The sequence below is a fragment of the Ruegeria sp. AB8 genome (genome assembly GCF_056542605.1).
On sequence record NZ_JBQGAB010000003.1, the window covers coordinates 43182 to 57342 of the forward strand.

A 14161-nucleotide genomic window follows, 5' to 3' on the forward strand; every position below is an offset into this window, starting at 1 on the left:
AGAAGACCCCGGCTTTGGCCGGGGTCTTTTTTATGGGCTTTGGTTTTCAGGTCGGGTTTCCGGCGACTGAACGCTCTGTTTCAGCAGGTCGGCGATTTCATCGACCTCTGGCCTGCGCCGGGTCCTGTGCGGGCGGTTCAGGACCAGTGACAGGCCGCTCTCGCATCTTTCGGGAAACAACGGGCAGAGCAATCCAATGCGCAGCGCCTGTTCGATCAGGCAGGCATGGCCCATCAAGACCCCCGCCCCGGATTTGGCTTCCTCGACAGCCAGACTGTACAGGGAATAGCGCGGCCCTTTTTGCGGATCAGCCAGCGCCCGCCCGGATTTATCCGACCAGATCGCCCAATCGTCCTGCCATGTCTGATCGTGCAGCAATGGAAGGGTGCCTGGATCGCGACCCTTTGCGACGTCTTCGGCCATTGCCGGAGTGCAGACGGGAAAGATGATATCCCTGGCCAGGACCACCTGCTCGGCGCTGCCATCGGGGATGGCGAAGAATACGGACAGGTCGAAAAACTCGCGCGTCAGGCTGGGCGGTGATTCCAGCGCGGTGACCGAGAAATTGATATCAGGATAGATTTTCCGGATCCGCCCAAGCCGGGCGGGCAGCCAAAGCTGCGCGACCGACGGCAGAGCGGCGATATGGATATCCGCATTGGGTTGCTGGTTCCTCAGGCTTTGCGTCGCGGATGCAAGCGCGTCAAAGGCCTCAGTAAATTCGCGGCTCAGACTGCGGGCAGCCGGGGTCAACTGTACGCCCTGCGCATTCCGGCGGAACAATGTCACCCCTGCCCAGCCCTCCAACGCCTTGATATGCTGGGAAATCGCACCGGGCGTGACGTTCAGTTCATCCGCAGCGGCGACAAAACTGCCGTGACGCGCCGCGGCCTCGAAGGCGCGCAGGGCGTTCATGGGTGGCCCCTTGGGGCGGCGTGGTGAAACGGGCAATTTCCTAGCCTTAGCTTTTCTACGCCAAGAAATAGCAAATCTGATTTGCGCTGTCATTCGAAGTGATCAATCTTGGCCGCAAATGGAGGACACGGATATGACAATCGAACAACGGGCCTGGGTCCCTGCGGCATGCGAGACACTTGTGCAGGATATCGCGGCCAGGACGGCACAGGCGTCCTCGGCAGATCTGCTGGGGCGGATTGACCAGCTTGTGGCACGAAACCGTGACATCCACGAGAAAGAGTGCTTCAACCTCAACCCTGCCACAAACGTAATGAACCCGAAGGCCGAGGCATTGCTGGCCTCGGGCATCGGCTCGCGCCCTTCGCTGGGCTATCCCGGCGACAAGTACGAGATGGGCCTGGAAGCCATTGAAGAGATCGAGGTGATCGCGGCCGAGCTGTGTGCCGAGATTTTCGATGCGAAATATGCCGAAATCCGGGTACCTTCTGGGGCGATTGCGAATCTTTACGGCTTTATGGCCACCTGCAAACCGGGCGACACGATCATCGCACCACCCGCGTCAATCGGCGGGCATGTCACCCATCACCTGGCCGGCTGTGCCGGGCTGTTCGGCCTGCGAACCATCGAAGCGCCGGTCAATCCCGATGGGTATACGGTCGATCTGGACCAGTTGCGGCAGATCGCGCTGACGGAACGGCCTCGCCTGATCACGATTGGCGGCAGCCTGAACCTGTTTGAACATCCGGTCGCCGAAATCCGTGCCATCGCTGATGAAATCGATGCCAAGGTCATGTTCGATGCCGCGCATCAATGTGGGATCATTGCCGGAAAGGCTTGGCGCAACCCGCTGGCCGAAGGCGCGCATTTCATGACCATGAGCACCTACAAAAGCCTGGGCGGGCCAGCGGGGGGACTGATCGTCAGCAATGACGCCGAGATCGCGCAGGCGCTGGATCGCATCGCCTTTCCCGGCATGACGGCCAATTTCGACGCGGCCAAATCGGCGGCCCTGGCTTTGACGATGCTGGACTGGCGCGATTTTGGTGCCGAATACGCGGCGGCGATGATTGCGATGGCCAAAGCGCTGGCCGAAGCGTTGGATGCCAGAGGGGTTCCGGTTTTTGCGGGTGCCGGGGGCTTTACCGCCTCGCATCAGTTCGCCGTGCTGGCGGAACCCTATGGTGGCGGGCAAGCGGCCTCAAAAACACTGCGGCATGCGGGTTTCCTGGCCTGTGGTATTGGGTTGCCCGTTAACGCTGTCGCCGGCGATCTGAACGGCCTGCGCATCGGAACACCGGAACTGGTCCGGTGGGGCATGACTGCGGCCGACGCCGAACATCTGGCCGCGCTGATTGCAGACGGTCTGGCAAAAAAGGATATAGCGGGGCAAGTTTCAGACTGGCGGCAAAGCTTTTCGACCCTGCATTTCATACACTAAGACGATGCGGGCGCGTGAGCCGCAATCTCATGCGCCTGCGGTTGTTTTCCTCATACATTAGAGCGGCTTGCACCATTGCCAATAGGGCCGATGCCACCGGCGAAATTATTCACTCACGCTGTTCAAATCCACCGTGACCCGAGTTGATCGGGAACCGGCTTTCGTTTGTTCCGATCCGCCCCACATGTGCCCCGTGCATCTTACGGAACAAAGGACATGACCATGATCACCCGTTTCATCCTCGCCTCTGCCGCATTTGGCCTGGGCGTTTCCGCCGCTGGCGCGCAAAGCCTGACCGAGGGCGCTTATATTCAGGGCTTCGCCGGCTACAGCCGGTTGCAGGACAGCGATTTTTCGGGCTCGATCGGTGGCGCAAACCAATCAGTTGATACCGATTTCGACTCGGGCTATGGGCTTGGCGTGGCAATCGGGACGGAAGTTCCGCAATGGTCCAACGACAGGATCGGAACCCGGATCGAGCTGGAATTGTCCTATCGCGAAAATGATGTGGACGGGGTGAACTTCACTGGCAACGGACCGGCGACCGAGGGCAATATCTCGGGCGATGTCACTCAGACCTCGCTGTATGCAAACATCCTGTTCGACATCAAACAAAGCGGACCGCTGACACCCTATTTCGGCTTTGGTCTGGGTGCGACCTATTCAGATCTGGACTTCGCCTATGGTCCGGGGGTTGAGCTGAACGACAGCGGCACCGATTTTGCTGCACAACTGATTGCCGGGGCGGCGTATGACATCAATGACAACACCGCCTTCATCGCCGATGCCCGCTATTCGCGCGCCTTTGATGTTTCGTCCGATCGTTTGGCGCCAAACGGCGCGCTGACCGGGTCGGTCGAGGACGATCTGGATACGTTCAGCATAAATCTCGGCCTGCGTTACAAGTTCTGACGCGGTACGGGAAAGTGTTTCCCTCCGGTTTCGCTTTCCCCGCGTGCCCTCGTGATCTATGCACGGGGGCATGCGATCCTTTGTCATTCATATGTCCTCAAGCACAGCGCGCCGCGCCAATGCCGATCAGTTGTGCCAAGACCTTCCCAATGCCGAATTGTTCGAGGCCGTGAATGGTCGCGATCCGGACCAGATCGCGCATGTCAGTCTGCATCCCGGCAACCTGCACCGCCCCCATTATCCGTTTCCACTGCGCCCCGCTGAAATCGGCGTCTTCGAAAGCCACAGGCGGATCTGGAAAAAGATGGTCGATGAACAGATCGAACTGGCCATCATCACCGAGGATGATCTGCGCATAGACCCCCCCCGCATGGCCCAAGCACTGGACATGCTGGACTCTCTTGCGACCCCCGACCAATATATCCGTATCCCGGTGAAACAGCGCGAAGTGCCGGTGCAGACCCTGGCGGAACAGAACGGTTTGAAACTGATCCTGCCGAAAGTCATCGGATTGCAATGCGTGTGCCAGATGGTTGGCCGGCGCGCCGCAGAACGGTTGCTGGCCGCAACCAACGAAATCGACCGCCCGGTGGACACGTTTCAGCAAATGCACTGGCTGACCGGCCAGCCGATCCACGCCCTGCTGGGCAGCGGCAACCGTGAAGTGGCGCGGGAAATAGGCGGCTCCACCATTCAGACAAAACCGCCGCTCAGCGACAAGCTGACACGGGAATTCAAGCGCGCTGCCTATCGGGCGAAGCTACACCTGCACCCACAGAGACCACTGCCGTAATCAGATAGAAAGTACCTTCGGGAGAAATCGCGCCCCGAGGGGCGCGATGGGGGGAGGCAGCCCCCCCCTTGGACCCAGGCAGCCGTTACGACGGCGCCTTGGTCTTGCGCAGATAGGGGAAGATCGTCTCGAACTCGCCAAACTTCGCTTTGGCATCTTCATTCGACACGGTGGGCGGGATAATCACATCCTCACCCGGCACCCAGTTTGCTGGGGTCGCAACGCCCTTCGCGCTCATCTGCAGCCCGTCCAGCGCGCGCAGGATCTCGGCAAAGTTGCGGCCGACAGTCATCGGATAGGTCATGGACAGCTTCAGTTGCTTGTCCGGCCCGATGATAAAGACCGACCGCACCGTGGCGCTGTCGGCAGGTGTGCGGCCATCGGGCAGGTAGGCTTCGGCAGGCAGCATGTCAAAGGCCTTGGATACCGCCAGACCGTCATCGGCGATAATCGGGAAACCGGGGTTGGCATTGCCATAGGCCTCGATATCCTTTTTCCATTTCTTGTGATCTTCCACACCGTCGACGGACACGCCGATCACTTTGGTGTTACGTGCAGCCCATTCATCATTCAGCTGCGCCACAGCTGAGAATTCGGTGGTGCAGACCGGGGTAAAATCCTTGGGGTGCGAAAACAGGATGGCCCAGCTGTCGCCGATCCAATCGTGGAACTGAACAGTGCCCTGATCCGTTTCTGCAGTGAAATTCGGGACGGTATCGTTGATGCGCAAACCCATGGGGCATCTCCTTTCCTGTGAAAAAACCGAGTCGGTTGCCGTAAACCTAAACACTTTCCGCAATTGTTAAACCATATGCAGGGCAAAGCTGTCAGCAATTCGCAGAAATAATTTGATCAAATTATCTCTTGCCCGTATTTGGCGGCAATGACAGAGTGACGCCGAGCCCGAAGCCGGAGCAACAGGGTCAGGAGGACAGGCCATGATCGAGAAACGCAATTTCTACATCAACGGACAGTGGGTCGCGCCGTCAGCGCCCCAGGATTTCAACGTCATCAACCCCTCGACCGAGGAACCATGTGCGGTGATTTCACTGGGCTCGCAGGCGGATACCGACGCTGCAGTCGCTGCTGCCAAGGCGGCTCTGCCGGGTTGGATGGCGACACCGGTGGCGCAGCGGATCGCAATGGTGGAAAAACTTGCAGATATCTACCAGACCCGCAGCGAAGATCTGGCGCAGGCGATGTCGCTTGAGATGGGTGCGCCGATCGACATGGCGCGCACCCAGCAATCAGGTGCAGGTATCTGGCACCTGAAGAACTTCATCCGGGCCGCCAAAACCTTTGAGTTCGAGCGTCCGCTGGGCGATCACGCCCCAAATGACCGAATCATCTACGAGGCCGTCGGCGTGGCGGCCCTGATCACCCCATGGAACTGGCCGATGAACCAGATCACGCTCAAGGTCGGTGCGGCGGCGATCGCGGGCTGCACCATGGTGCTGAAACCCTCGGAACAAAGCCCGCTGAACGCGATGATCTTTGCCGAGATGATGGACGAGGCAGGCTTTCCGCCCGGTGTGTTCAACCTCGTCAACGGTGATGGCGCCGGGGTCGGCTCGCAACTGTCTGCGCATCCGAATGTGGATATGGTCAGCTTCACCGGCTCGACCCGTGCTGGGACCGCAATTTCGAAAAGCGCGGCTGATACCTTGAAGAAAGTTCATCTGGAACTGGGCGGCAAGGGCGCCAATGTCGTCTTCGCCGACGCGGACGAAAAGGCGGTCAAGCGCGGTGTTCTGCACATGATGAACAACACGGGCCAAAGCTGCAACGCGCCCAGCCGTATGCTGGTGCAACGTCCGATTTATGATCAGGCGGTCGAAACGGCGGCCGAAGTGGCAGGTAAGGTCACTGTCGGCAGCGCCGCCGAAGAAGGTCGCCACATTGGCCCGGTCGTGAATGAGGTGCAGTGGACCAAGATTCAGGACCTGATCCAGAAAGGCATTGACGAAGGCGCGCGCCTGGTCGCGGGCGGCACCGGTCGGCCTGAAGGTTTGAACAAGGGTTACTATGTGCGACCCACCGTGTTTGCCGATGCCAACAACCAGATGACCATCGCCCGCGAAGAGATCTTTGGCCCGGTCCTGACCATGATCCCCTTCGACACCGAGGAAGAGGCCATCGGGATCGCCAATGACACGCCCTACGGCCTGACGAACTATGTCCAGACACAGGACGGTGCGCGCGCCAACCGGATGGCCCGCGCCCTGAGGTCCGGCATGGTTGAGATGAATGGCCAGTCCCGCAGTGCCGGCTCGCCCTTTGGCGGCATGAAGCAATCCGGCAATGGGCGCGAAGGCGGCGTCTGGGGGCTTGAGGATTTTCTGGAAGTCAAAGCCGTCGGCGGCTGGGCGGCAGAGTAACGCGCCACAACAAGTCAGATGCGCGGCACCCGAGGGTGCCTCGCTTACTGGGCGTCAGGCATCCGCCTGCGCGGCTTCGTATGCCAGCATCGCGCGTTTCACCGGCAACCCCCAGTGATAGCCGCCCAACCCGCCGGATTTGCGCAGGGCGCGGTGGCAGGGGATCAGCCAGCTTACCGGGTTGCGGCCCACGGCTGTTCCCACGGCGCGCACGGCTTGTGGCGAACCGACCCGCTGCGCAATTTCGGAATAGGTCGTGACCTGACCTGACGGGATGTGCATCAGTGCTTCCCACACCTTGATCTGCAGAGGTGAGCCAAGCAGGTGCAGCGGCGTCTCGGCGCGGCTGGGCCCGAAGGCACCTTGCACCCAAGGGTTCAGGCGTTCGGAGTTTTCCACAAACTCCGCATTCGGCCAGCGCGCGACCATGTCCTCCATCGCTGCTTCCCCGCCCGTCTCGGACGCAAACGCGATACCGCAGATGCCCTTTTCCGTTCCCATGACCAAAGCCGGGCCAAAAGGGCTTTCGAACCAGCCCCAGAAGATCGCCAGTCCTTCGCCTTTGCGGGCATATTCGCCGGGGCTCATGGATTCCCATTTGAGGAACAGATCGTGCAGGCGGCCACTGCCGGACAGGCCGACATTGTGCGCGGTTTCCAATGTGGTGAACCGTTCCCTCAGCAGTGCCTTTGCATGGCCCAGCGTCAGATATTGCTGGTAACGTTTCGGAGACACCCCGGTCCAGCGCGAAAACAACCGCTGAAAATGCGCGGGGCTCATGTCCATCTGGCGAGCAAGCTCTTCGAGGCTGAGCGCCTCGCCGCCCTGGTCGATCAGATCGATGGCCCGGCGCATGACGTTGTAGTGATAGCCGGTTTCTGGATTCTGGACGTTCATGTTGCACCTCTTCGCTTGCATTAACATTACCGCGCTCAGACCAATGCCGCGACCCGGAACCTGCGCATATTTTTGTCAACTGAGTTGACGAATCGTTTTGCACCCATCAAGATTGAGGGCATGGAACATTCGTTGGATCAGCTCTATCAGGCAGTTCAGGCCACGCGGCCCCTGCTGCGCAACATTACAGCCGCGGTTGAACGCGGCAGCAATCGCGAAGGCGTAACTGTTGGACAACGTGCGATCCTTGAGGGGTTATCCCTTTTCCCCGGAGCGACAGCCCCACAGTTGTGCATCGAGTTGCAGCTAAAACGGCAATACGTCGCGCGCATCCTGCAGGAAGTGATGAAGGCCGGTCTGGTCGACAGTCGCGCCAACCCCAAGCGCGCGCGTTCTTACTGCTATCGGCTGACACCTGCGGGCCAAGACATCATCACTGCGATCAGAACAGATGAAATGTCAAAACTGGCCAGTTTTTCCACAGACTTCTCTCCCGAAGAGCTTGCGACTCACCACAAGGTGCAACTGGCGCTCACTCGGTTTTTTGCCAATCTGACTGAGGAGGTATGAGATGTCGGTTCTTTGGATTATCGTCACTGGAAGTGTGATCGCGGTTCTCTATGTTCTCAATGAAATTCGCAGGATCGGCACGCCAACAACCGGACCGGCAATTGATCTGGCCGCTCGTCCTGAAACGGCGCTGGTGGTGATCGACATGCAGACTGATTTCACCTCAATACCCGGATGGGATGCAGCGGAGTTGGATGGTGCCATTTCGAACATCAGAGACTCCGTCAGGCAGGCCCGCGAAACCGGAATGCCCGTGATCGCCATTCGGCACGTTTTCAAGGGAAAGCTGGCGAACCTTCTGAACGGCTGGTTCAATCAGGGGCGTGGCAATGAAGGGTCAGCCGGGATCGAGACCGATCCGCGCCTCGGGCTGGATGCGGACGCGGAATTTGTGAAATCCATAGGTGATGCCTTTTCCTCGAATGCGTTTGAACAGTTTTTGGAAGACAATCGGATCGGAACACTGATCCTGACCGGCCTTGATGGTTGTCATTGCGTCAACAAGACGGCGCAGGGGGCGCTGAACCGGGGGTATCGGGTGCACATAGACCCGACGGCTGTTCTGGCTGCTAATCCAGCAAACTGGGCGAAGGTCAAGGAGCGGTTGGAGTCAAATGGGGCGGAGCTCCGAGGGCTATAGGCGTGAAACTCCGATAGCAGCCCCGACACTCGGCCATTCGTATTGCCAATTTCCCGCCTTTTTAATTGCGGGCAGCGATCCGGCAGGGCATACCGTTCTGGATGGCTAAACAACTCGACTACCACACGATCCGAGAGATCTTCACACGCTTTCAACAAGCCGACCCGGAACCCAAAGGCGAGTTGGAAAATGTGAATGTCTACACCCTAGTCGTGGCGGTGGCGCTTTCGGCGCAGGCAACCGATGCGGGTGTCAACAAGGCCACGCGCGCGCTGTTCATGATCGCAGATACACCGCAGAAGATGCTGGAACTGGGCGAAGAGGGTCTGATTGAACACATCAAGACCATCGGTTTGTTTCGACAGAAAGCCAAGAACGTCATCAAGCTGAGCCGAATTCTGGTCGAGGAATATGGCGGCGAAGTTCCCAACTCCCGTGCCGCGCTGCAATCGCTGCCGGGGGTGGGGCGCAAGACGGCCAATGTGGTGCTGAACATGTGGTGGCGGCAACCGGCGCAGGCGGTGGACACCCATATCTTTCGCGTTGGAAACAGAACCGGGATCTGCCCCGGCAAGGACGTGGATGCCGTCGAGCGTGCCATCGAAGACAACATTCCGGCCGATTTCCAATTGCACGCGCATCACTGGCTGATCCTGCACGGCCGCTATCATTGCAAAGCGCGCAAACCTCTGTGCGGAACCTGCATTATCCGCGATCTCTGTCAATTTGAGGACAAGAACCTATGAAAACCTACCAGCTTGTCGGCATTGGAAATGCCGTCGTTGACGTGATTTCCCAAGCCGATGACAGCTTTCTTGAGCTGATGGGCATCGAGAAAGGCATCATGCAACTGATCGAACGCGAGCGCGGCGAGGTGCTGTACGCCGCGATGGGCAGTCGGGTCCAGACGCCCGGTGGCTCGGTGGCCAATACCATCGCCGGGGCCGGAGCGCTTGGGCTGGACGCTGCCTTCATCGGTCGGGTGCATGACGATGCGCTGGGCCGGTTCTATGCCAACGCGATGAACGAAGACGGTGTGGATTTCGTGAACGCCCCGGTCCCGGGTGGTGAACTGCCGACCTCGCGTTCAATGATCTTTGTCTCTCCAGATGGGGAACGGTCGATGAACACCTATCTGGGGATTTCCTCGGAACTGTCGTCCAAGGACGTTCCGGCCGACGTGGCAGGCAACAGCCAGATCATGTTTCTTGAGGGTTATCTGTTTGACAAGGAAAAGGGCAAGGCCGCGTTCCTTGAGGCCGCGCGCAATTGCCACAAAGGCGGCGGCAAGGCGGGTATCGCCATTTCAGATCCCTTCTGCGTGGAACGCCACCGGGTGGACTTCCTTCTGCTGATCGAGAACGAGCTGGATTTCGTAATCGGCAACGAAGCCGAGATCAAGTCGCTGTTCGAAACTGACGACCTGGAAGAAGCGTTGGCCAAAACCGCCGAGATTTGTCGGCTGGTCGTATGCACCCGCTCAGGCGACGGTGTGACGATTCTGCACGAAGGACAGCGCATCGACGTTCCCGTTCAGAAGGTTGTACCGGTGGATGCGACCGGCGCAGGCGACCAGTTCGCTGCCGGGTTCCTGTTCGGTATGGCCACAGGCCGGGATTATGAGACATGCGCCCGGATCGGCAATATCTGCGCCCGTGAAGTCATCAGCCATATCGGACCCAGGCCCGAGGCGGATCTGGTTGCGCTGTTGCGGGAAGAAGGATTGCTCTGACCCCTGCATGGATGCGTTCCTGACCCGCCTGCCGGATCGGCTGGCGGGTTTTCTTTTTCAGGATCGGCGGATCGGGCGCGGGTATTTCTGCGTAACATTGCGCCGACGTGTTCTGATCGCTTGGAAAAAACTGTTTAACAACAGAAGGCATTTCTTCTTATCATTCAGCCGAAGCCCTTCGCTGCTCCCGGCGTTCTGGCACTGTTTGAAAAGCGAAACTTAATTTGGCACGTAAATGCGATAATTCCTTTCTGGGACCATTCTTTACCCGTTCCCGATCCGGATGTGCCCACAAGTCAGCGGCGTCCCGGAATTTGAATGTGAAGAACCTTTCTATGGATTCAGCGCGTTGAGGCGGGGTCTGGTCGCACTTCTGGTGCTATGGGCCGCCGCAGCGCAGGCCGAACCGGACTGTGCCGAAAGCCCGGTGCGAAACGCGGTCGATCTGGTTGCCTTTGAAATCGGCGCGATTGAATCGGACAAGGCATCGGACCTGCCTGCCGAAACACCCGGGACCGAAGTCACCGAGTCGCGGCGACCGCAACTAAGACCCTGCAAGTTCCGCAACATTGCCCTGGGACGCGAACGAATGCGCAATCGGGGTGCGGTGTGCAAAGACTGGACCATTCTGGGCGAAACGCTCAAACAGATATCGGGGCCATACAGGGGGTGCAGGATCGCGAACCCGGTTCGTGTCCGAAAGATCTCGGATGTTGCGCTCAGTCAATTGGCGTTGATGGATTGCGAAACCGCAATCACGCTGAAGACCTGGATTGAAAACACGGCCAAGCCGGCATTCGCGGATCAGGGCGGCGGCCTGAAAGGAATGCGGCTTGCAGGCCACTACGCCTGTCGGACGCAGAACAACCGGCCGCGCGCGCGCCTGTCGGAACACGCCAGGGGCCGTGCCGTGGACATTTCTTCCTTTGTGCTCTGGGACGGCACCATCATCACGGTGGGCGACGGTTGGACAGATGAGGACAACAGCGACGTTTTGCGTGAACTGCACAAGGGTGCCTGTGGTCTGTTCGGAACAGTTCTCGGCCCAGATTCAGACCGGTTTCACAAAGGCCATTTTCATTTCGACACCGCCCGACGCGGCGGTGGGCCGTTGTGCCGGTAGGCGCAAGGCATAGTCATCACGCAGTCAAGTCGGCTGACGGACGCCTGACTTAGGACAGGTATTCTTCAAAGGCCTCCAACACACTTTGGTACACGTCCCGCTTGAACGGAACGATCTCGTCGACCAGGTGTGCGGGTTCCTGCCATTTCCAGCGGGTAAATTCCGGGTGTTCGGTCTGGATATCGATCTGATCATCACGGCCTGTAAAGCGTAGCAGAAACCATTTCTGCTCCTGCCCGCGAAAGCGGCCCTTCCAGATTTTCGGAACGATGTCATGCGGCAGATCATAGGGCAGCCAGCCGTCGGTCTCGGCCACGATCTGAACCAGGTCCGCGGTCACGCCCGTCTCTTCCATCAGTTCGCGCAGGGCCGCATCGCGGGGGTCTTCGCCCTTGTCCACGCCACCTTGCGGCATTTGCCAGGCCTCGGCGTGGCGGTCGTTACGCTGACCGACGAATATCCTGCCCTCGCCATTCATCAGCATCAGCCCGACGCAGGGACGATACGGCAGTCTGGCGATTTCTTCAGGTGTCATGTGCGGCCTCGTGAAAATGCTGTGTAGCGTCTGTAACAAGCGGCACGGCGAAGGCAAAGAGTATGACGTTAGGTTTCACGTGACAATGTTGACGCGAACGTCAATCTATCAGCCGAGTTTACGAGGGAGAGTTCCGCCATGACTGCGTACCCAAACATGCTGGCCCCGCTGGATCTGGGCTTTACCACGCTGAAAAACCGCGTGTTAATGGGGTCGATGCACACGGGGCTTGAGGAAACCGGCGACTGGAACCGGGTGGCCGAATTCTATGCCGACCGGGCGCGGGGCGGCGTGGCGTTGATGGTGACAGGCGGAATTGGCCCGAACCTTGAGGGATCGGTGCTGCCCGGGGCGGCGATGATGACCAACGAGACAGAAGTGGCGAACCATTCCATCGTGACCCAGCGCGTGCGCGACGCGGGCGGCAAGATCGCCATGCAAATCCTGCATGCGGGCCGTTATGCCTATGGCCCCAAATGCGTGGCCCCCAGCCCGGTCAAATCCCCGATCTCGCCGTTTCCCCCGCATGAGCTGGATGAAGAGGGTATCGAGAAGCAGATCAGCGACATCGTGACTGCCGCCGTTCTGGCGCAGAAAGCGGGCTATGACGGGGTCGAGATCATGGGGTCCGAGGGGTATTTCCTCAACCAGTTTCTTGTGACGCACACGAACAAGCGCACCGACCGCTGGGGCGGTTCCTACGAAAACCGGATGCGCCTGCCGATCGAGGTTGTGCGCCGCACGCGCGAGGCAGTGGGCGCCGAATTCATCATCATCTATCGCCTGTCCATGATCGATCTGATCCCCAACGGCTCGACCCATGACGAAGTTGTACAACTGGCGCAGGAGATCGAAAAGGCGGGGGCTACGATCCTGAATACCGGAATCGGCTGGCACGAAGCGCGAATTCCGACGATTGCCACCAGCGTCCCACGCGCAGCTTTTGCGTGGGTGACCAAAAAGCTGATGGGCAAGGTGTCGATCCCGGTGATCACCTCGAACCGGATCAACACACCCGAAGTGGCCGAAGAAGTTCTGTCGACCGGTTGCGCCGACATGGTATCCTTGGCGCGGCCAATGCTGGCGGATGCGGATTTCGTGGACAAGGCCATCGCTGGCGACGGCGCAAAGATCGCGCCCTGTATCGCCTGCAATCAGGCCTGTCTGGATCATACATTCAGCGGCAAGCTGACCACCTGCCTAGTCAACCCGCGTGCCTGCAATGAAACTGAGCTGGTGATTTCCCAGGCGGAGGCGCCAAAAACCGTTGCCATTGTTGGCGCAGGGCCTGCCGGACTGTCCACCGCGATGACCGCCGCCCAGCGTGGTCACGACGTGACGCTGTTCGACCGCGCCGCCGAAATCGGCGGCCAGCTGAACATGGCAAAGCAGGTTCCGGGGAAAGAAGAATTCTGGGGCCTCGTCGACTGGTACCGCACCATGATGAGCGATCTTGGCGTGAAGCTGGAACTGAACCGCGAGGTGGAGGCAGAGGACCTGACCGGATATGACGAAGTGGTGATTGCCACCGGCGTCACCCCGCGCGATCCGCAGATTCCGGGGCAGGATCGGGTCAATGTCCTCAGCTATGTCGACGTATTGCGCAACAAGGCCAAGGTCGGGAAGTCCGTGGCCGTGATCGGCGCGGGCGGCATCGGGTTCGACGTGTCTGAGTATCTGGTCGAAGAGGGCCACAGCCCGACCACTGACCTGCCCGCTTGGATGAAGGAATGGGGTGTTACTGACCCGGCCAAGCACCGCTCGGGCCTTGCGCCGGAAGGGCCGCAACCCGAAGCGCCAAAACGTCAGGTCACGCTGCTGCAGCGCAAAAAACAGGCGCATGGCAAAGGTTTGGGCAAAACTACCGGCTGGATTCATCGAACGACACTGAAAATGAAGGACGTCAATTTCGTGGGCGGCGTGAACTATGAGCGCATCGATGATGAGGGCCTGCATGTCAGCTTTGGCGAAGAACGCGCCGACCCGACGGTGATTGCAGCGGACACGATCGTTCTGTGTTCCGGTCAGGTGTCCGAGCGTAGTCTGGCGGATGCGCTGATCGAACGCGGGATTACGCCACATGTCATCGGCGGCGCGGATGTGGCCGCCGAACTGGACGCCAAACGGGCAATCAATCAGGGCACGCGGCTGGCTGCGGCGTTCTAAGGAGACGACCCTTCGTTCGGCCTTTGTGGAAATTGGCCGCACACAGGTTTCGGTCTATA

15 protein-coding genes are annotated in these 14161 nt (G+C 59.4%); 11 read left to right on the plus strand and 4 right to left on the minus strand.

What is annotated here, in order from left to right:
• Window positions 1-30 precede the first annotated feature (30 nt).
• On the minus strand, window positions 31-915 hold the full coding sequence (locus tag ACR0CG_RS04070; RefSeq protein ID WP_480522947.1) for a LysR family transcriptional regulator: 885 nt from the start codon (window positions 913-915) through the stop codon (window positions 31-33).
• Window positions 916-1048: 133 nt separating this feature from the next.
• On the opposite strand from ACR0CG_RS04070, the gene ACR0CG_RS04075 reads away from it, so the two are divergent.
• The 3 genes from ACR0CG_RS04075 to ACR0CG_RS04085 all read left to right on the plus strand — a co-directional run bounded on the left by ACR0CG_RS04075 (window position 1049) and on the right by ACR0CG_RS04085 (window position 4061).
• Window positions 1049-2356, plus strand: coding sequence for an aminotransferase class I/II-fold pyridoxal phosphate-dependent enzyme (locus ACR0CG_RS04075; protein WP_480522948.1), 1308 nt, complete (start codon window positions 1049-1051; stop codon window positions 2354-2356).
• A gap of 222 nt (window positions 2357-2578) precedes the next feature.
• A complete protein-coding gene (locus ACR0CG_RS04080; protein ID WP_480522949.1) occupies window positions 2579-3268 on the plus strand; it encodes an outer membrane protein in 690 nt (229 codons plus the stop codon).
• Between the two features lie 70 nt (window positions 3269-3338).
• Window positions 3339-4061 carry a glycosyltransferase family 25 protein gene (locus ACR0CG_RS04085; protein WP_480522950.1) on the plus strand — a complete coding sequence of 241 codons (723 nt, stop codon included), beginning with the start codon at window positions 3339-3341 and terminating at the stop codon, window positions 4059-4061.
• Window positions 4062-4146: 85 nt separating this feature from the next.
• On the opposite strand, the gene ACR0CG_RS04090 is transcribed toward ACR0CG_RS04085, so the two are convergent.
• On the minus strand, window positions 4147-4797 hold the full coding sequence (locus ACR0CG_RS04090; protein ID WP_170613045.1) for a peroxiredoxin: 651 nt from the start codon (window positions 4795-4797) through the stop codon (window positions 4147-4149).
• Between the two features lie 202 nt (window positions 4798-4999).
• Here ACR0CG_RS04090 and ACR0CG_RS04095 point away from each other — a divergent pair, with 202 nt between their 5' ends.
• Window positions 5000-6439 (plus strand): aldehyde dehydrogenase family protein, encoded by a 1440-nt coding sequence (locus ACR0CG_RS04095; RefSeq protein WP_480522951.1) that lies wholly within the window; start codon window positions 5000-5002, stop codon window positions 6437-6439.
• Window positions 6440-6493: 54 nt separating this feature from the next.
• Here ACR0CG_RS04095 and ACR0CG_RS04100 read toward each other — a convergent pair whose 3' ends face one another.
• Entirely contained in the window at window positions 6494-7336 is an 843-nt protein-coding gene (locus tag ACR0CG_RS04100) for a methylated-DNA--[protein]-cysteine S-methyltransferase (RefSeq protein WP_480522952.1), read from the minus strand.
• 120 nt (window positions 7337-7456) lie between these two features.
• On the opposite strand from ACR0CG_RS04100, the gene ACR0CG_RS04105 reads away from it, so the two are divergent.
• The 6 genes from ACR0CG_RS04105 to ACR0CG_RS04130 all read left to right on the plus strand — a co-directional run bounded on the left by ACR0CG_RS04105 (window position 7457) and on the right by ACR0CG_RS04130 (window position 11401).
• On the plus strand, window positions 7457-7906 hold the full coding sequence (locus ACR0CG_RS04105) for a MarR family winged helix-turn-helix transcriptional regulator (protein ID WP_480522953.1): 450 nt from the start codon (window positions 7457-7459) through the stop codon (window positions 7904-7906).
• Window position 7907: 1 nt separating this feature from the next.
• On the plus strand, window positions 7908-8546 hold the full coding sequence (locus ACR0CG_RS04110; RefSeq protein WP_480522954.1) for a cysteine hydrolase family protein: 639 nt from the start codon (window positions 7908-7910) through the stop codon (window positions 8544-8546).
• 101 nt (window positions 8547-8647) lie between these two features.
• Window positions 8648-9292 carry an endonuclease III gene (gene nth, locus ACR0CG_RS04115; protein ID WP_480522955.1) on the plus strand — a complete coding sequence of 215 codons (645 nt, stop codon included), beginning with the start codon at window positions 8648-8650 and terminating at the stop codon, window positions 9290-9292.
• Complete coding sequence (locus ACR0CG_RS04120; RefSeq protein WP_170679888.1) at window positions 9289-10278, plus strand: adenosine kinase; 990 nt, start codon at window positions 9289-9291, stop codon at window positions 10276-10278. The genes nth and ACR0CG_RS04120 overlap by 4 nt, the downstream gene beginning before the upstream one ends.
• Window positions 10279-10285: 7 nt before the next feature.
• The gene (locus tag ACR0CG_RS04125; RefSeq protein WP_480522956.1) at window positions 10286-10501 is read left to right on the plus strand and encodes a hypothetical protein; all 216 of its coding nucleotides are present in this window, start codon (window positions 10286-10288) and stop codon (window positions 10499-10501) included.
• A 126-nt stretch (window positions 10502-10627) separates the two neighbouring features.
• Complete coding sequence (locus ACR0CG_RS04130) at window positions 10628-11401, plus strand: extensin-like domain-containing protein (RefSeq protein WP_480522957.1); 774 nt, start codon at window positions 10628-10630, stop codon at window positions 11399-11401.
• A gap of 49 nt (window positions 11402-11450) precedes the next feature.
• Here the strand turns inward: ACR0CG_RS04130 and ACR0CG_RS04135 are convergent, their stop codons facing one another.
• Window positions 11451-11936 (minus strand): RNA pyrophosphohydrolase, encoded by a 486-nt coding sequence (locus ACR0CG_RS04135; protein WP_480522958.1) that lies wholly within the window; start codon window positions 11934-11936, stop codon window positions 11451-11453.
• Window positions 11937-12074: 138 nt separating this feature from the next.
• Between ACR0CG_RS04135 and ACR0CG_RS04140 the strand changes: the two genes are divergently transcribed.
• A complete protein-coding gene (locus tag ACR0CG_RS04140; RefSeq protein WP_480522959.1) occupies window positions 12075-14102 on the plus strand; it encodes a 2,4-dienoyl-CoA reductase FMN-binding domain-containing protein in 2028 nt (675 codons plus the stop codon).
• Window positions 14103-14161 lie beyond the last annotated feature (59 nt).